Here is a 17,799-nt window from a genome sequence, read left to right on the forward strand (position 1 = left end):
GGAAATTCATGATGGCCATGTACATCCAGCGCCCCTCTCGTGGGCTTACCTGCCTACCGGCGGTTTCGGTACGACGATTCTCCTGACTCTCTAAGACTTGATCGCACCGATTCCCGCCGAAACGATTTTTCGGCTCTCGAAGGAATCCTGCGATGTTTTTCAAAAAGTCAAAAGGGCTGAGCGCCCCACCTGAACCTGTCCAGACCGATGCTTATCGTGTCCAGACTGACGCAATGCGTGCCTCCGGCCGAATGCCGGCGGACGAAATTGCTTCGCCTTTTTATCTCGATTTTCACACGGAGGACGGACCGATGTTCGATCCCTACAGAATACCCGGCTCAAGGAGCCTGCATATCCACCGACTGCCGACCTGGGCGCTGCTGATCGGCGACACCTATTCGTCGGCGGTTCACGCCGAAGTCCGCCGCCGGCCGCATCGCGGCATGCTGCCGGACGTCGATTTCTCGCGCGCGGTTCCCGACCCGAGCCGGCCGTCGCTGGTGCGCCGGATCATTCGTTTGATCAGGCCGGGCGCGAAAAACCGGGTTGGCAGCACCGTGTCGTCAGGATCGTCAGGCGCGCCTGTCGGCGAAAAGCCTGCGAACCCCTATATTGCGCGAAGCAGGGCCGACGGTCCGGATGATTCCGGACCGTCGGCCCTCGACGCCAAGGGTTCCGGGGACTTCGTACGCTCCCGTGCCGCATAAGCGGAAAACAGATTTGTGAGCATGACCTATGTTGTTGTTTAGCTGGTTTGAAAGACGGCTCGATCCGTTCCCCGCGGCGGAACCGGTCGAGCCGCCCAGGACGCTGGTTGCCTTCTGCGTGCATTATACGCGCGGCGCGTGGCCCTATATCCTTCTCGACGCGGTGCTGGTGACGGCCATCGCGATTGCGGAAGTGTGGATGTTCGGCTTCCTCGGCCGCATCGTCGACTGGCTGTCGGGGCAGAATCGCGAAACCTTCCTGCAGACGGAAGCCTGGAAGCTCGCCGGCATGGCCTTCATCGTGCTGTTTGCGCTGCCGGGCACGGTGTGGCTGCATTCGCTGCTCAACCAGCAAACGCTTATGGGCAACTATCCCATGCGCATCCGCTGGCAGGTGCACCGCTATTTGCTCAAGCAGTCGATGAGCTTCTACCAGGACGAGTTCGCCGGCCGCATCGCCACCAAGCTGATGCAGACGGCGCTCGCCGTGCGCGAATGCGTCATCAAGCTGATCGATGTCCTGAACTACGTCATCGTCTATTTCCTTGGCATGCTGGTCATCGTCGGTTCGGCTGACTGGCGGCTGGCCGCGCCGCTTGGCGTCTGGCTGGTCGGCTACATCCTGCTGCTGCGCTATTTCATCCCGAAGCTGGGCAAGGTCGGCGAGGAGCAGGCCAATGCGCGCTCGACCATGACCGGCCGCGTCGTCGACAGCTACTCCAACATCCAGACGGTCAAGCTGTTCAGCCATGCACGCCGCGAAGCGTCGTTTGCGCGGGAAGGCATGGCCGGCTTCCTGCAGACGGTCTACCGGTCGATGCGGCTGGTGACGGTGCTTTTCGGCCTGCTCTACATCATGAATTCGCTGCTGCTGTTTTCGGTCACGGCGATGGCGCTGTGGCTGTGGCTCGGCCAGTCGGTGACGATCGGCGCGGTCGCCGTGGTCATCGGGCTGGTGCTCAGGCTGTGGGGCATGTCGCAATGGATAATGTGGGAAATGTCGGGCCTGTTCGAGAATATCGGCACGGTGCAGGACGGCATCGCCTCGATCTCGTTGCCACGCCTGGTCGAGGACAAGCCGGGCGCGAAGGACATCGCCGTTTCCAGGGGTGAGATACGGTTCGAGGACATCCGCTTCCACTATGGCAAGCAGAAGGGGGTGATAGAGAACCTGTCGCTGGCGGTGAAGCCGGGCGAGAAGGTCGGCATCGTCGGCCGCTCCGGCGCCGGCAAGTCGACGCTGGTCAACCTCCTGCTGCGTTTCTACGACCTCGAGAGCGGAAAGATTCTGATCGACGGCCAGGAGATCGCCGATGTGACGCAAGATTCGCTGCGCGCCCAGATCGGCATGGTCACGCAGGACACCTCGCTGCTGCATCGTTCGGTGCGCGAGAACATCCTTTATGGCCGGCCCGACGCCTCGGAAGAGCTGCTTGTCGAGGCAGCGGGGCGCGCCGAGGCGCTGGACTTCATATCGGGGCTTTCGGATGCCAAAGAGCGCAAGGGCTTCGATGCCCATGTCGGCGATCGCGGCGTCAAATTGTCCGGCGGCCAGCGGCAACGCATCGCCATTGCTCGCGTTATGTTGAAGGACGCACCTATACTTATCCTTGACGAAGCGACCTCGGCGCTTGATTCCGAAGCCGAGGCGGCGATCCAGGAGAATCTCTACAAGCTCATGCAAGGCAAGACCGTCATCGCCATCGCGCACCGGCTGTCGACCATCGCGGCGATGGACAGGCTGGTGGTGATGGACAAGGGCCGTGTCATCGAGGAAGGTTCGCATGAGGAACTCGTCGCCAAGGGCGGGCTCTACGCGCAGCTCTGGCAGCGCCAGTCGGGCGGGTTCCTGCTTGAGGACGGTCCCGCCGACGCCGCCAATGATGCACTTGCAAAGGGCCAAGCTGCCGAATGATGACTGCTGTCTATCGCTGGTTCGAGAACTGGGTCTATCCGTTCAGGGAGCCAGCGAATCTTCGGCCACCGACCAGCGTCGGCGGCTTTCTCTGGCACTATGTCGGCCAGGCGAAGTTCGCCTTCTTCGCCATGCTGGTCATCGGCGGCATCGCGCCGCTGGTCGAGGCCGGGCTGTTCTACTTCGTCGGGCGGCTGGTCGATATTCTCGACCAGCTTCCCGCCGAGCGCAGCTGGCACGCTTTGTGGAACGCCGCAGGCCCTGAACTGGTGTTCATGATCGCGGTGGTGCTGGTCATCCGCACCATCGTCGTCGGCCTATCGGCGCTGGTCGACGAACAGACGATCACGCCCGGTTTCTACAACCTGGTGCGCTGGCAGGCGCACCGGCATGTGTCGCGCCAGTCCTACGCCTTCTTCCAGAACGATTTTGCCGGCCGCATCGCGACAAAAGTCTGGCAGGCGGGCCAGGCGACCGGCGACCTGATGGAAAGCTTCATCGAGGTCGTCTGGTTCATGATCGTCTACACGGTGACGACGCTGGCGCTGGTCGCCGGGCTGGATCTCAGGCTGGCGGTGCTGGTGGTGATCTGGATTTCCGCCTTCGGCTGGCTGGCCAAGCTCTATCTGCCGGCAATCCGCAAGCATGCCGAGGAGACCGCCGAGGCCGGCTCGATGATCACCGGCCGCATTGTCGATTCCTATTCCAACGTGCAGACGCTGAAACTGTTCTCGGCCGATGGCGACGACCGCTACATCAAGAACGGCTTCGATATCTATCTCGACGCGCTGCGCCCGTTCACCCGTCGGCTGACCGGCGTGCGCATGGCGCTGACGACGCTGTCGGGCATCATGATCACGGCGATCGGCTGTTTTGCCGTCTATCTCTGGGTCGAGGGCTCGATCACCGTCGGCGCTGTCGCCTTCACGCTGTCGCTGGTGCTGCGGCTCAACATGCTGCTCGGCCGGCTGATGATGCAGCTCAACAGCATCTTGCGGAATCTCGGCGTGCTGGAAAATTCCAAGGCGCTGATCTCGCAGCCGCTCGGCCTGGTCGATGCACCCGACGCCAAGGAGCTCGTGGTGGCCGGCGGACGCATCGCGGTGAAAAACGTCGAGTTCCACTACGGCAAAGGGTTCGGCGTGCTCAACGGCATCGACCTTGTCGTGCGGCCGGGCGAGAAGGTCGGACTGGTCGGACCGTCGGGCGCCGGCAAGACGACGCTCGCCAATCTGATTCTGCGGCTCTACCATCTCGAGAGCGGGTCGATCACCATCGATGGCCAGGATGTCGCCAAAGTTACGCAGAATTCGTTGCGCGCCAATATCGGCGTGGTCAGCCAGGATACGGCTCTGTTCCATCGTTCGCTGCGCGACAACATCAAGCTCGGCATGCCGGACGCGAGCGACGCCGAGGTGATCGCGGCGGCGAAAAAGGCCGAGGCGCACGAGTTCATCCTGACCTTGCGCGACAGCAGGGACCGCGCCGGCTACGAGGCCTTTGTCGGCGAACGCGGCGTCAAGCTGTCGGGCGGCCAGCGCCAACGCGTGGCGATTGCCCGCGTCTTCCTCAAGGACGCGCCGATCCTGATTCTCGACGAAGCGACCTCGGCGCTCGATTCCGATATCGAGGCGGCGATCCAGGAGAATCTGACGCGGCTGATGGAAAACAAAACGGTCATCGCCATCGCCCACCGGCTGTCGACGATCGCAGCACTCGACCGGCTGGTGGTGCTCGACGGTGGCCGCATCGTCGAGCAAGGCACGCATGACCAGCTGGTGGCGCTCGACGGGCTCTATGCGCGGCTGTGGAAGCGGCAGTCCGGCGGTTTTCTCTATCACGAGGACAGCGTGCTCGAAGAGACACGCCCGGCGGAGTAGGCCATGGCTGGGTCAGCGGAGGTCAATCCAAAGGTCAGCCCAGAGGTCAGCCCAGAGGTCAGCTATGTGCTCAAGCGGCTGCGGCCGACCATGCCGGCCTTCGACGCGCTGAAGCAGGAAAGCCGGCTGGAAGGCTACTGGATGCTGGTGCGCCTGGCGGATGGCTGGGCAAGCGGCCGCAACAAGTTCCTGAAGCGCGGCGAAGCGCTGTACGGAGCCTGGCATGGAAGGGAACTCGCCGGCGTATGCGGGCTGAACATCGATCCTTATTTCGAGGGCAGGGACCACGGCAGGGTCCGGCACCTGTTCGTCAGCGTGCGCCACCGTCGCACGGGCCTTGGCCGGATGCTGGTCGAGACCGTTGTCGAGAGGGCGCGTCACCATTTCGCCGTGCTGAACACGCGCGCGCCGCAAGAAGCCTTCGGTTTTTATGAACGGCTTGGCTTTCAGCGCGTGGCAGGCGAAGACTTCGTCACACACCGCATGATTTTCGGGAAAGGGGGCTGAAATGTCCTTGCGTCCGCCATCTCATCTTGCCGGCGCCTCGGCTGCCGAAGCCGCCTTCGACGCACTCGGCCATGAAATCCTGGCGGAGAAGGCGGCAGCACTCGGCCGCGCCGGCCAGCGGGTCGAGGAAACGCTGGCCAGGCTGCGCGACAATAGCGACGAACAGCTGCGCCCCCGGTTTCTGAAGGACGCCGCCGAGGCGGTGCACGGTTATTTCATCCAGCGTGAACTCTGCGGCTTGCGCAAGCACGATGCCGTCATTCGCGAATACAACATCCCGAAGGCGGTTCTGGTCAGGCTAGGCGCGAAATAGATCTATCCTTGACCATGATCTCTGGACAAACGGAAACCGTTTGTCCGAGAAAACCGGTTCCCACTTTTCGGGATCATGGTCTACTCAAGCCATTCGGTGATGAAGCTGCCGTTCTCGTGAATGTCGGTCGTTTCCAGTGGGCCCGGACCGAGATTGGTGAATTTGTGCGGCGTGTTGGGTGGCACGATCAGGATCTGGCCGGCCGAGGCCTCGATCTCCTGGTCGCCGACCGTGAACAGGCCGGTGCCCTGGCGGATGATGAAGATTTCTGCGTAGGGATGCGTGTGCAGCCGGGGACCGCCGCCGACATCAGGCAGGTAGTTGAAGATCAGGCAGGAGTTGGAGCCGTAGGCGCCGCATTGCAACTCGCCCTTCCAGCGGTCGGAGCGAACAGCCCAAGTGTCGCGGTCTATGACATGTGCCATGGCGGCAAGGATAGACCCGGCTGACGCCCTGTGTCGAGACGAAGGAGGACGTCGGATTTGCGGTTGTTTCCCTGTTGTTTAGCGACGTTTGGCGGCTATCTGGCGCCGCGTTGCCCGGCTGTGGATTTTGTCCCCGCGACAATCTGCCCTTGTGCCTTCACCCGTCTGGACAAAAACGGGCTTCACGCATAAACCGAAGTCCAAATGCCGGAGGAATTCGCAAGCCTGTTCGCCATGCGCTGTCGGGTTGGCGTAATTGAGCGGGGAACAAGGCTCAACCACCGGCACGGAAGAGGCGAAAGGATCAGGCACCCGTGAGCGCAACCGACACCCAGGATCCCAACCGTCGTGATTTTCTCTACGTCGCCACCGGCATGGCCGCAGTGGTCGGCGCGGGTGCCTTCGCGTGGCCGTTCATCGACCAGATGCGCCCCGACGCCTCGACGCTGGCGCTCGCCTCCGTCGAGGTCGACGTCGCCTCGCTGACGCCGGGCATGTCGCTGATCGTCAAGTGGCGCGGCAAGCCGGTCGTGGTGCGCAATCGCACCGAACAGGAAATGAAGGACGGCGAGGCGGTCAAGCTGGCCGATCTCAAGGATCCGATCGCGCGCAACGCCAATCTGCCGGCCGACGCACCGGCGACCGACGCCAACCGCACCACGCCCGGCAAGGAAGCCTGGATGGTGATGGTTCAGGTCTGCACGCATCTCGGCTGCATTCCGCTCGGTCAGGAAGGCGATTTCGGCGGCTGGTTCTGCCCGTGCCACGGTTCGCAATACGACACCGCCGGCCGCATCCGCAAAGGCCCGGCGCCCGAGAATATGGCGGTTCCGGTATTCAAGTTCATTTCCGATACCAAGATCCTTATCGGTTGAGGCAGGGGATATTTCGATGAGCGAGGGACACTCGACCTATACGCCCAAGACCGGTATCGAACGCTGGTTCGACGCCCGCATGCCGCTGCCGCGGCTGGTCTATGACAGTTTCGTCGCTTATCCAGTGCCGCGCAACCTCAACTATGCGTGGACCTTCGGCGGTATCCTGTCGATCATGCTGGTGGCGCAGATCCTGACCGGCATCGTGCTGGCCATGCACTATACCGCCGACACCAATCTCGCCTTCGGCTCGGTCGAGAAGATCATGCGCGACGTGAATTCGGGCTGGCTGCTGCGCTACCTGCATTCGAACGGCGCCTCGTTCTTCTTCGTCGCCGTCTACATCCACATCTTCCGTGGCCTCTATTACGGCTCCTACAAGGCGCCGCGCGAGCTGCTCTGGATCCTCGGCTGCATCATCTACCTGCTGATGATGGCGACCGGCTTCATGGGCTACGTGCTGCCGTGGGGCCAGATGAGCTTCTGGGGCGCCACCGTCATCACCGGCTTTTTCAGCGCCATTCCGCTGGTTGGCGACTGGATCCAGCAGCTGCTGCTCGGCGGCTTCGCCGTCGACAATCCGACGCTCAACCGCTTCTTCTCGCTGCACTATCTGCTGCCGTTCATGATCGCCGGCGTCGTCGTGCTGCACGTCTGGGCGCTGCATGTCGTCGGCCAATCGAACCCGACCGGCATCGAGGTCAAGTCGAAGACCGACACCGTCGCCTTCACTCCCTACGCGACCATCAAGGACGCGTTCGGCATGATCGTGTTCCTGTTCGTCTTCGCCTATTTCGTCTTCTACCTGCCAAACTATCTCGGCCACCCGGACAACTATACGGTCGCCAATCCGCTGAAGACCCCGGCCCACATCGTGCCAGAATGGTACTTCCTGCCGTTCTACGCGATCCTGCGCGCCATCACCTTCAACGTCGGGCCGATCAACTCCAAGCTCGGCGGCGTGCTGTGCATGTTCGGCGCCATCGCCATGCTGTTCCTGGTGCCGTGGCTCGACACCTCGAAGGTGCGCTCGGCGGTCTACCGTCCCTGGTACAAGCTGTTCTTCTGGCTGTTCGTGGTCGACGCCATCCTGCTTGGCTGGCTCGGCTCGCAGCCGGCGGAGGGCAGCTATGTGTTCATGGCGCAGATGGCAACGCTGTTCTACTTCGCCTTCTTCCTGATCGTGCTGCCGGTGCTCGGCCTGATCGAGACGCCGCGAAGGCTGCCGAACTCGATCACGGAGGCGGTGCTCGAGAAGAACAAGGGCGGCGGCGGACATCCGGCAGGCGCCACGGCCGCGCCAGAGACCAAGGGCTGAGCGGTAGAGAATCTAAGGGGATTTGGCATGAAAAAGATTCTCACCTCGCTGGCGCTGGTCGGCCTTGTGGCCGCTGGCATTGGGGCGGCAGGCACTTGGGCGAGCGCCGCCGAAGAGGCACACAATGCGGCCGCGCCGACGCATTTCCCGATCGACGAGCCGAAGGAAATGAGCTGGAGCTTCGCCGGCCCGTTCGGCACCTATGACAAGGCACAGCTGCAGCGCGGCCTGAAGGTCTACAAGGAAGTCTGCTCGGCCTGCCATTCGATGAACCTAGTGGCGTTCCGTACGCTGTCGGACCTCGGCTATTCCGATGCCCAGATCAAGACGCTGTCGGCCGAGTACACCATCCATGACGGCCCCAACGACGCCGGCGACATGTTCGACCGTCCCGGCAAGCCGTCCGACCATTTCCCGGCACCCTTCGCCAATGAGGAAGCCGCTGCTGCCTCCAACGGTGGCGCCGCTCCGCCCGACATGTCGCTGCTGGCCAAGGCGCGCGGTGTTGAACGCGGCTTTCCGCAATTCGTCTTCGACATCTTCAGCCAATACGACGCGGGTGGCCCCGACTACATCCATTCGCTGCTGACCGGCTACGACCAGACGCCGCCGGCCGGCATGGTGATCCCGGAAGGCACCCACTACAATCCGTACTTCATGTCCGGCGTGTCGCTGAAAATGCCCAAACCGCTTTCGGACGGCCAGGTGACCTATGATGACGGCGCGCCGCAGACAGTCGACCAGTATTCCCGCGACGTTTCCGCCTTCCTGGCGTGGGCGGCCGAGCCGCATATGGAAGACCGCAAGAAGACCGGGTTCCGAGTGCTTGTGTTCCTGCTTTTGTTCGGCGCGCTGGTCTATCTCACCAAGCGCAAGGTGTGGGAAGGCGTGGCGCATTAAGCCACACAGCCAAGTGATCACAAAAAAGGGCGCCGAGAGGCGCCTTTTTTCATTTTGAGAGGACGGTCGTGTCACATGGCCGTCACCGCATCTGGCGATCCTGTGCTGCTCTCATCAAAGGATCGCACCCATGAAAAGATACGCATCGCTCGCGGCAGGCCTGCTGCTGCTCATCGTCGGTTCGGCCGCGCAAGCGGAAGACGCCCAGCCCTTCGTCACCAACAAGGATGTCGACCTGACGATGATCCTGCCGCCGCCGCCGGCAAACGATTCGGTGCAGACCAAGGCCGAACTCGGTGAGGTGCTGACCCTGCAGGTGACACGCACGCCGGAGATGGTAGCCAGCGCCGTCGCTGACGCCGAGGAGAATGTCTGGCGCTTTGCCAACGTCATGGGGCCGAAATTCAACAAGGAAACGCTGCCGAAATTCAGCGCCTTCTTCGATCGCGTCGTGGCCACCGAAGGCGCCGTCGTCGATCCGGCCAAGGATGTCTGGAAGCGCCCGCGCCCGCATCAGCTCAGCGATCTCGTCAAGCCGGCGGTCAAGCTGTCAAGCTCCGGTTCCTGGCCGTCCGGACATGCCACCGTTGGCACCATGATGGGCATCATCCTGTCCGATATGGTTCCGGAAAAGCGTGCCGAGATCATGGCGCGTGCGGCTGAATACGCCCACAATCGAGAGGTCGGCGGTATCCACTATGCGTCCGATATCGAGATGGGCAGGATTTCCGGCAGCGTCATTGCCGCGGTCCTGCTCAACCGGGACGACTTCAAGGCCGAATATGAGGTGGCCAGGGCCGAGCTTCGGTCCGATCTCGGCATGTAAATTTTCGTCAGTCGGGTTTCGACGGAAAGGGGCGCTTCAGGCGCTCCTTTTTTGTTCATGCCCTTGCTTAGGCGGAAGTTCGGCAATTAGTCCGTTGGCATAGCGGCATCAGGTTGATATTCGCATCAAACGGCGCGAGAGGCTTGTCGTGCCATAGCCTTTGGAATCGGATGATGCGGCTCAGCGACTGTCACAATTTTTCGGACTTCCGCCGCATGGCGCAGCAGCGGCTGCCGGGGCCGATCTTCAATTACATCGACGGCGCGGCGGACGATGAGGTCACCTATCGTCGCAACACCGAAAGCTTCGAGACCTGCGACCTGGTTCCCAACGTGCTGCGCGGAGTGAGCGAGGTCGACATGTCGGTGACGGTCATGGGCCAGAAGCTGGCGATGCCGTTCTATTGCTCGCCGACCGCCTTGCAACGCCTGTTCCACCATCAGGGCGAGCGCGCGGTCGCTAAAGCCGCGGCCAAATACGGCACCATGTTCGGCGTCTCCTCGCTTGGTACCGTCAGCCTTGAGGAAGCGCGCAAGATCAGCAGCAGCCCGCAGGTCTATCAGTTCTATTTCCATCGGGATCGCGGCCTCAACCGGGCGATGATGCAGCGGGCAAAGGCGGTTGGCGTCGAGGTGATGATGCTGACCGTCGACAGCATCACCGGGGGAAACCGCGAACGCGACAAACGCACCGGCTTCGCCATTCCCTTCAAGCTCAATCTGACCGGAATGCTGCAGTTTGCGCTCAAGCCGGCCTGGGCGATCAACTATTTCACCCATGAGGGGTTCAAGTTGCCCCAGCTCGACGAGCATGTCGACATGGGCGGCGGCACGATGTCGATCAGCCGCTACTTCACCGAGATGCTCGACCCGTCGATGACGTGGGACGACGTCGCCGAGATGGTCAAGCTTTGGGCGGGTCCGTTCTGCCTCAAGGGCGTCATGTCGGTGGAGGATGCCAAACGCGCGGTTGACATCGGCTGCAGCGGCATTGTGCTGTCGAACCATGGCGGCCGGCAACTGGATGGCTCGCGGGCGGCGTTCGACCAGCTTGCCGAGATCGTCGATGCGGTCGGTGACAGGATAGACGTCATCATGGATGGCGGCGTGCAGCGCGGCACCCACGTGCTGAAGGCGCTGTCGCTCGGTGCCAAGGCCGTCGGCGTCGGCCGCTACTATCTGTTCCCGCTCGCGGCGGCCGGCCAGCCCGGCGTCGAACGAGCGCTTGAGCAGATGCGGGTCGAGATCGAACGTGGCATGAAGCTGATGGGCTGCAGTTCGATCGAACAATTGTCGCGCAACAACCTCCGTTTCAGGTAATCTCGAACCATGAAATCCTCGCTCGAAGACACGCTGCTTGCCGCGATTCGCACCATTCCGGACTATCCCAAGCCCGGCATCCTGTTTCGCGACATCACCACGCTGCTCGGCAATGCGCGCGCGTTTCGCCGCGCCATCGACGAGCTTGTGCATCCCTATGCCGGCCAGAAGATCGACAAAATCGCCGGCATCGAGGCGCGCGGCTTCATCCTTGGCGGCGCCGTCGCCCATCAGCTCTCGGCCGGTTTCGTGCCGATCCGCAAGAAGGGCAAGCTGCCTTTCGAAACGGTGCGAGTCGCCTACAGCCTGGAATACGGGTTGGACGAGATGGAGATGCACAAGGACGGCGTTGCTCCGGGAGAGAAGGTGATCCTGGTCGACGATTTGATTGCCACCGGCGGCACCGCGGAAGCCGCGGTCAAGCTGCTGCGCCAGATCGGCGCCGATATCCTCGCCGCCTGCTTCGTCATCGACCTGCCGGACCTCGGCGGCCGCGCCAAGCTCGAAGCGCTCGGCGTACCGGTGCGGACCCTGATTGGCTTTGAGGGGCATTGAGGAGCGGTTTTTCCTTCTCCCACAGGGGGAGAAGGTAAGAAGCGCCGGCGCTACTCAGCCTTCACCAGCACGGCGCTCTCGAACTCCAGCACCTTGTCGCCGGTCGAATCGAAAGCATCGGCGCGCAGCGCCAGCAGCCGCCAGCCGGGGCGCGAGGCGATCGGGCGGTGCGACAGTGCGGTGCGGGTGAAGGTGATGGTTTGCCCGGCATGGACCGGCTTCAGCCATTTCAGGTTCTTGAAACCGGGCGAGGGGCCGAATTCCGGCACCGGCCCGGGGCCGCTCCACGCAGCAATCTCGGCGTCCATGCGGTTTTCGAGATTGAGTTTCATCCAGGTTGCAGCGGTGTGCCAACCGGATGCGCAGAGGCCGCCGAGCACGCTCTTCTTTGCGGCCTCCTCGTCGACATGGAAGATTTGCGGGTCGTATTTGCGGGCGAAGGCCTTGATCGCCTCGGGCTCGAATGTGTGCGAGCCGAGCGTGACGGTGATGCCGATGCGGAAGAACTCGTCCAGGGTCATGCTTGGCTCTTCGCGGCATCACGCGTGAGGAACATGACGGAGTTCTCGAGCTCGAAGACGCTTTCGCCACGCTGGTTGAACAGCTCGCTGCGCATGGTGACGAAGCCGAGCTGCGGTTTCGATTTGGACAGGCGCTTGGCAACAATCACCAGGGTGCCGGCAAGCTGGTCGCCGGCCAGGACCGGCTTCTTCCATTTGACCTGATCGACACCGGGCGCGCCCTGGCAGGTGGAGTCCAGCAGGAACGCATCGCACAGCATGCGCATGAACATGGCGCAGGTGTGCCAGCCCGAAGCGGCCAGTCCGCCCAGAATGCTGGCCTTGCCGGCTTCCTCGTCGAGATGCATCGGCTGCGGATCGAATTCCCCGGCAAACTCGACGATCTCGGCGGCGCTCACCAGCTTCGAGCCGAGGTCGATCGACGCGCCCTCGACGAAATCCTCATAGGCCCATATCTTTATCTTTGCAGTCATGGTCTGAAATCCGGCTCACGAACCTGCGATCCCTCAGGATCAGGGTTTCCGGATGCAGGCCGCAGCGCATTTGGTCAAGAGATTTCTATAGCGCCACGTCGTGGCTCCGTGGCCTCCGGTGGGCAGATCAGAGCCAGCCGCGGCGGCGGAAATACCAGAAGGGCAGGATCGCCGACAGCACCATCATGGCGATGGCGAAGGGATAGCCCCACTCCCATTTGAGCTCGGGGATGACGTCGAAATTCATGCCGTAGATCGAGGCGACCAATGTTGGCGGCAGGAAGATAACGGCGGCGACCGAGAATATCTTGATGATGGCGTTCTGCTCGATCGAGATCATGCCAAGCGTGGCGTCGAGCAGGAAGGAAATCTTCTGCGACAGGAAGGTGGCGTGGTCGGCGAGCGACAGCACGTCGCGCGACAGCGTCTTGATGCGCGCCTTGGTGTCCTTGCTCATCTTGGTGCGGGTCGAGGCATGGGCGAAAAACCCGGCCAGGCGCTGCAGCGAGATCAGGCTGTCGCGGATCGAGGAGGCGATGTCCTCCTTGCGGCCGATGGCCTTCAGCAGTTCCTGGAAGTCGCGATTGCGCTTGGAAACCTTGGTCGATCTCGCCTCGAAGATATCGCGCGAAATCGCCTCGATGTCGCGGCCGGCGCGCTCGAGGATATCGGCGAGACGGTCGACGATCGCCTCCAGCAAGCCGATCAGGATGGTGTCGCCGCTGGTGCAGCCGGTCGCCACCTTCTCGGCGCGCTGCGGAAAGGTCTTGAAGGCCTTCGGCTCGTGATAGCGCACGGTGATCAGCCTGGTGCCGGCGAGCACGAAGGTGACCGGCGACATCAGGGGATCGTCGACCTCGGTCTGGGCGGGCAGGGTGGCGGTCATGAAATAGGCGCCGTCCTCGACATAGAGGCGGCTCGAAATCTCGATCTCCTCCATCTCCTCGCGTGTCGGAATGGCAACGCCGAGCCAGCTCTCGATCGTCGCTTCCTCTTCCTTTGTTGGGTTGAGCAGGTCGGCCCAGACGATGGTCTCGCTGTTTGCCAGGAGATCGTCGACGGCGCGCAGGCGGTCATTGTCCACGACGAAGGCCTTGATCATCGCCGGGTCTCCCTTGCTGGGGCCAAAGGGTGCGTTCGGATTGACGCGTTGTGTCGGATGGCGCGGTTCCCGGCGTTAGCGCCGACCGTGCGCCTGCCGCTTAGACCTGTGGCGTGACAAAATCAAGACAAGGGGCGGTCCGGCGGATGGCCACCGGCCGCTCAGAAAGCTCGTCGAGAAAGCTTCGCAGACAGCTCGCCGGGATGTTTGGATACCCGGCCGCCGAGACGTCAGGTGTTGAACTTGAACAGCAGGATGTCGCCGTCCTGGACGACATATTCCTTGCCTTCGTCGCGGGCCTTGCCGGCTTCCTTGGCCGCCACTTCGCCACCCAGCGTGATGAAGTCGTTGTAGGCGATGGTCTGGGCGCGGATGAAGCCGCGCTCGAAATCGGTGTGGATTACTCCGGCCGCCTGCGGTGCCTTATCGCCCTTGTGCACGGTCCAGGCGCGCGTCTCCTTCGGCCCGACGGTGAAGTAGGTGATGAGGTGCAACAGCTCGTAGCCGGCGCGGATGACCTTGTTCAGGCCGGGCTCATCGAGGCCGAGCGAGGACAGGAATTCCATCTCTTCCTCATCGGAGAGCTGGGCGACTTCGGCCTCGATCGCGGCCGAGATGACGACGGTGCTGGCGCCTTGCGCCGCAGCCATCTTCTCCACGGCCTTGGTGTGCTCGTTGCCGGTGGCGGCGTCGGCTTCGGCGACGTTGCAGACGTAGAGGACCGGGTGCGAGGTCAAAAGGTTGAGCCCCTGCAGGATGCGCAGGTCTTCCGCCGAAATGCCCTTGAGCAGGACGCGGGTCGGCTTGCCGGCTTGCAGCAGTTCGAGCGCTGCCTCCATCATCGGCAGCACGGTGGTCGCTTCCTTGTCCTTGCTGCCGGCGCGCTTGCGGAATTGCACGATGCGGCGCTCGAGGCTGTCGAGATCGGCGAGCATCAGCTCGGTTTCGACCGTCTCGGCATCGGCCACCGGGTCGATGCGGCCCTCGACATGGGTGATGTCGTCATCCTCGAAGCAGCGCAGCACATGCACGATGGCATCGACCTCGCGGATGTTGGCAAGGAACTGGTTGCCCAAGCCTTCACCCTTTGAGGCGCCGCGCACCAGGCCGGCAATGTCGACGAAGGAGATGCGGGTCGGGATGATCTCCTTCGACTTGCCGATCGCCGCGATCTTCTGCAGGCGCGGATCGGGCACCGCCACTTCGCCGGTGTTCGGTTCGATGGTGCAGAACGGATAGTTGGCGGCCTGCGCCGCCGCCGTCCTGGTCAACGCGTTGAAAAGCGTCGACTTGCCGACGTTGGGCAAGCCAACGATGCCGCATTTGAAACCCATTTTTGTCCGGTCCTATCGGGAAAATAGAAATTTGATCAGGGCTATGGGCGATAGGGGTGATCAACGTCAAGCCCTGTGGCGCCGATCCCGCTCAGTCCTTGCCGCCGAACAGCTTCTTCAGCATGGCGGCCATCGGGCCGGATTCCGGCAGCTTGGTGGGTGCCTGCTGCGGCCGTGCCTGGCGGATGTGACTTTGGGCTTTCTGGCTCTGCACCTTTGGCGCCTTGGGGGGCGGGCGGTCGTCATCGCCGGTCGGCACCAACTTGTCGCGCAAGGCCAGCGTCACGCGGTTCATGAAGGAATTGTCGTCGCCCTTGGCCAGCAATCCGGCATCGCCGGCGATGGCGTCGAGCAGGACATCCAGCCATTCGCGGTCAGCCTTGGCAAAATCGCCAAGCACATGGCCATGCACCATTTCCTTGACGCCGGGATGGCCAACGCCGATGCGCACGCGGCGATAGGCGTTGCCGACATGCTGGTCGAGCGAGCGAATGCCATTGTGGCCGCCGGAGCCGCCACCGACCTTCACCCGCAGCTTGCCGGCGGCAAGGTCGATCTCGTCATAGAAGACGGTGAGCGCCTCGGGGCCGAGCTTGTAGAAGCGCAGTGCTTCGCCGACCGACTGGCCGGACAGGTTCATGAAGGTCTGCGGCTTGATCAGGACGATCTTTTCGCCATCGAGCGTGCCCTCGGCGATCAGGCCCTGGAATTTCTTCGACCAGGGCGAAAAGGAATGGCGGCGGGCGATTGCGTCCGCCGCCATGAAACCGACATTGTGTCGATTGTCAGCATATTTCGCGCCCGGATTGCCGAGGCCTGCAAAGACAAGCATCGTCTGCTCCGGGCGGAAAGAGTTACTTCTCTTCGGCGGCAGGAGCCGCTTCAGGTGCAGCCGCTTCAACCGTCTCTTCCGTCTCCGGCTTCATCGCCGACGAACCGGCAATGGTCGCGATGGTGAAGTCGCGGTCGGAGATCACAGGCTTCACACCAGCCGGCAGCGTAACCGCCGAGATGTGGATCGAGTCGCCAATGTTGGCGCCGGTGAGATCGACGGTGATGAATTCCGGGATCGCATTGGCCGGGCAGTGGAACTCGACTTCGTGACGCACGATGTTGAGCACGCCGCCGCGCTTGATGCCGGGCGACTTGTCTTCGTTGATGAAGTGGACAGGCACGTCGACATTGACCTGGGTGTCCTTGCCGATGCGCAGGAAGTCGACATGGACAGGGAAATCCTTGACCGGGTCGAGCTGGAAGTCCTTTGGCAGGACCTGAATCTTCTTGCCGTCGACATCGATCGTGGCGATCGTGGTCAGGAACCCGCCGCCATGGATCTTGTAGTAGATGTCCTTGTAGGTGAGCGCGATAGCCAGGGGAGGCTGCTTGTCACCATAGATTACTGCAGGCACTTTACCGTTGCGGCGAACTGCACGGGCGGACCCCTTACCGACCTGTTCGCGTGCTTCGGCCTTGAGCTCGTAAGTGTCGTGGCTCATGGCATTTCCTTTCGGTTTGTTCTGGAGCGCTCACGGTTGGCAGAGTGCCTGGACCGTAAACGTCGAAAGCCGCCGGGTGAGGCGGCCTTCCGCCGCGTTGCCTCCAAGGGTGTCTACGCGGGTGGCGGCTCTATAGCGGAAGGCGGCCGGACGTGCAAGCCAAAGGCATGTCCGCCGGCGCGCAGCCCAGGCGGGTGCTATCCGCGCTTTTCGATGACGGCATAGAGGACGTTGTGGTTCTCGCCAAAGAACACTTGCGCCTCGACGGTGTTGCGGTCGACGCTGGCATTGACGATGTTCCACATGTCGACCTCCGACCGCAGCAGCAACACCCAGTCCATGAACGTCTCCCGGTACCCGGCGTCAGGGGTGCCCTCGGCGTAGTTCGCGAACAGGAATGTTCCGTTCGGCTTCAACATCTGCAGGCACGTTTTCGTGAGTTTCACGGCGACGTTGTGCTGGAGGTAGTCGTAAAGGCCGGAGGCGTAGATAAAGTCGAACTTGCCGAGCTTGTGGCCCCTCGTGAGCACGGTTCGCACCGAGCCGTCGATGGCCTCGACCGCGGTGCCCTGGAAGTCGCGCGCGATCAACCCAACGCTCTGGGGATCCTGATCGAGCGCAACCCAACGCTTGAGGCGCCCCTCCGCCAGGGCGACCGAGCGGTTGGCCTCCCGCAAGTGGCCGGCCGCGATCGCCAGAACCTCGGTTTGCGATCCGTTCTTGGCCGCAATCTCATCGACATATCGGGTCAGGAGGTCGCGCCGTTCCCGTGCAGCGACGCATGACGGTACGTTCTGGGTATGGCTATAGAGTGCCTTGCCGATCTCCGAGGCGTTCGCCACGCTCTCTGCCACATGCGGATCGCAATAGATGTAGTCGAGCAGTTGCGCGTCGCCGGAATAGCCCCTGGGCTTGCTGAAGGACCAGTGCGTCAGCGGATCCTCGAGGAAATACTCCAGGATCGGGTGGTTCTGCGCCACCGGTATCAATGCATGCCAAACGTCGGGATGAACCTTGGAACGCAGCGCGTTGAGGTACGACAGAAGGCGACGAACGATCTCGGCGGGATCCTTGCTTTGTTCGACCTGCTGGTGTGTCGCGTGGAGAATGATCGCGAGCTCCGCGCGAGCGGTTTCGAAGGCTTCGCCATGATGCTCGAGCTTTCCTCGAGGGAGATTGCCGGCGATCATCTCAGCGGTGATCAGGCTTTGGCCATCGAATACAGTTTGCACACCGGAACTCCATAGTTAACAGTCGGTTAACTTATTGCGTAGAATGCTCCATTTGCCAATGATGGCGCGAGTGCATTTTAGCGGTATGATTAATTTCCCGC

General features: G+C 62.3%; 19 protein-coding genes. 11 read left to right on the forward strand and 8 right to left on the reverse strand.

What is annotated here, in order from left to right:
• Positions 1-311 precede the first annotated feature (311 nt).
• From C8D77_RS04620 to C8D77_RS04640, 5 genes are read left to right on the forward strand one after another with little or no spacing between them, the layout of a single operon-like run.
• Positions 312-707, forward strand: coding sequence for a hypothetical protein (locus C8D77_RS04620; RefSeq protein ID WP_109661269.1), 396 nt, complete (start codon positions 312-314; stop codon positions 705-707).
• Positions 708-735: 28 nt separating this feature from the next.
• Positions 736-2,622 carry an ABC transporter ATP-binding protein gene (locus tag C8D77_RS04625; RefSeq protein ID WP_109659731.1) on the forward strand — a complete coding sequence of 629 codons (1,887 nt, stop codon included), beginning with the start codon at positions 736-738 and terminating at the stop codon, positions 2,620-2,622.
• Positions 2,619-4,502, forward strand: a complete 1,884-nt coding sequence (locus C8D77_RS04630; protein ID WP_109659733.1) for an ABC transporter ATP-binding protein — start codon at positions 2,619-2,621, stop codon at positions 4,500-4,502. Before C8D77_RS04625 ends, C8D77_RS04630 begins: the two co-directional genes overlap by 4 nt.
• Before the next feature lie 3 nt (positions 4,503-4,505).
• Positions 4,506-5,009 (forward strand): GNAT family N-acetyltransferase, encoded by a 504-nt coding sequence (locus tag C8D77_RS04635; protein ID WP_109659736.1) that lies wholly within the window; start codon positions 4,506-4,508, stop codon positions 5,007-5,009.
• Position 5,010: 1 nt separating this feature from the next.
• Positions 5,011-5,322, forward strand: a complete 312-nt coding sequence (locus C8D77_RS04640; RefSeq protein ID WP_109659738.1) for a DUF6665 family protein — start codon at positions 5,011-5,013, stop codon at positions 5,320-5,322.
• 80 nt (positions 5,323-5,402) lie between these two features.
• On the opposite strand, the gene C8D77_RS04645 is transcribed toward C8D77_RS04640, so the two are convergent.
• Positions 5,403-5,747 carry a cupin domain-containing protein gene (locus C8D77_RS04645; protein ID WP_109659739.1) on the reverse strand — a complete coding sequence of 115 codons (345 nt, stop codon included), beginning with the start codon at positions 5,745-5,747 and terminating at the stop codon, positions 5,403-5,405.
• 314 nt (positions 5,748-6,061) lie between these two features.
• Here C8D77_RS04645 and petA point away from each other — a divergent pair, with 314 nt between their 5' ends.
• From petA to C8D77_RS04675, 6 genes are all read left to right on the forward strand, one after another.
• A complete protein-coding gene (gene petA, locus C8D77_RS04650; RefSeq protein WP_013529984.1) occupies positions 6,062-6,622 on the forward strand; it encodes a ubiquinol-cytochrome c reductase iron-sulfur subunit in 561 nt (186 codons plus the stop codon).
• A gap of 16 nt (positions 6,623-6,638) precedes the next feature.
• Entirely contained in the window at positions 6,639-7,940 is a 1,302-nt protein-coding gene (locus C8D77_RS04655) for a cytochrome b (RefSeq protein WP_109659741.1), read from the forward strand.
• A gap of 27 nt (positions 7,941-7,967) precedes the next feature.
• Positions 7,968-8,840: a cytochrome c1 gene (locus C8D77_RS04660; protein WP_109659743.1), complete on the forward strand. Its 873-nt coding sequence runs from the start codon at positions 7,968-7,970 to the stop codon at positions 8,838-8,840.
• Between the two features lie 130 nt (positions 8,841-8,970).
• Positions 8,971-9,666 carry an acid phosphatase gene (locus C8D77_RS04665; protein ID WP_109659745.1) on the forward strand — a complete coding sequence of 232 codons (696 nt, stop codon included), beginning with the start codon at positions 8,971-8,973 and terminating at the stop codon, positions 9,664-9,666.
• A gap of 173 nt (positions 9,667-9,839) precedes the next feature.
• Positions 9,840-10,985, forward strand: coding sequence for an alpha-hydroxy acid oxidase (locus C8D77_RS04670; protein WP_164548906.1), 1,146 nt, complete (start codon positions 9,840-9,842; stop codon positions 10,983-10,985).
• 9 nt (positions 10,986-10,994) lie between these two features.
• On the forward strand, positions 10,995-11,540 hold the full coding sequence (locus C8D77_RS04675; protein WP_109659749.1) for an adenine phosphoribosyltransferase: 546 nt from the start codon (positions 10,995-10,997) through the stop codon (positions 11,538-11,540).
• A 50-nt stretch (positions 11,541-11,590) separates the two neighbouring features.
• On the opposite strand, the gene C8D77_RS04680 is transcribed toward C8D77_RS04675, so the two are convergent.
• From C8D77_RS04680 to C8D77_RS04710, 7 genes are all read right to left on the reverse strand, one after another.
• A complete protein-coding gene (locus C8D77_RS04680) occupies positions 11,591-12,061 on the reverse strand; it encodes a MaoC family dehydratase (protein WP_109659751.1) in 471 nt (156 codons plus the stop codon).
• A complete protein-coding gene (locus C8D77_RS04685; RefSeq protein WP_109659753.1) occupies positions 12,058-12,534 on the reverse strand; it encodes a MaoC family dehydratase in 477 nt (158 codons plus the stop codon). Before C8D77_RS04685 ends, C8D77_RS04680 begins: the two co-directional genes overlap by 4 nt.
• A gap of 127 nt (positions 12,535-12,661) precedes the next feature.
• Positions 12,662-13,636 (reverse strand): magnesium/cobalt transporter CorA, encoded by a 975-nt coding sequence (gene corA, locus C8D77_RS04690; protein WP_109659755.1) that lies wholly within the window; start codon positions 13,634-13,636, stop codon positions 12,662-12,664.
• Positions 13,637-13,866: 230 nt separating this feature from the next.
• Positions 13,867-14,970 (reverse strand): redox-regulated ATPase YchF, encoded by a 1,104-nt coding sequence (ychF, locus tag C8D77_RS04695; protein ID WP_109659757.1) that lies wholly within the window; start codon positions 14,968-14,970, stop codon positions 13,867-13,869.
• Between the two features lie 91 nt (positions 14,971-15,061).
• A complete protein-coding gene (pth, locus tag C8D77_RS04700) occupies positions 15,062-15,802 on the reverse strand; it encodes an aminoacyl-tRNA hydrolase (protein ID WP_109659759.1) in 741 nt (246 codons plus the stop codon).
• A gap of 22 nt (positions 15,803-15,824) precedes the next feature.
• Positions 15,825-16,466: a 50S ribosomal protein L25/general stress protein Ctc gene (locus C8D77_RS04705; protein ID WP_109659761.1), complete on the reverse strand. Its 642-nt coding sequence runs from the start codon at positions 16,464-16,466 to the stop codon at positions 15,825-15,827.
• Between the two features lie 197 nt (positions 16,467-16,663).
• Entirely contained in the window at positions 16,664-17,656 is a 993-nt protein-coding gene (locus C8D77_RS04710) for a class I SAM-dependent methyltransferase (RefSeq protein ID WP_425453694.1), read from the reverse strand.
• Between the last annotated feature and the right edge of the window lie 143 nt (positions 17,657-17,799).

The organism is Mesorhizobium loti (assembly GCF_003148495.1).
Classification (GTDB): domain Bacteria; phylum Pseudomonadota; class Alphaproteobacteria; order Rhizobiales; family Rhizobiaceae; genus Mesorhizobium; species Mesorhizobium loti.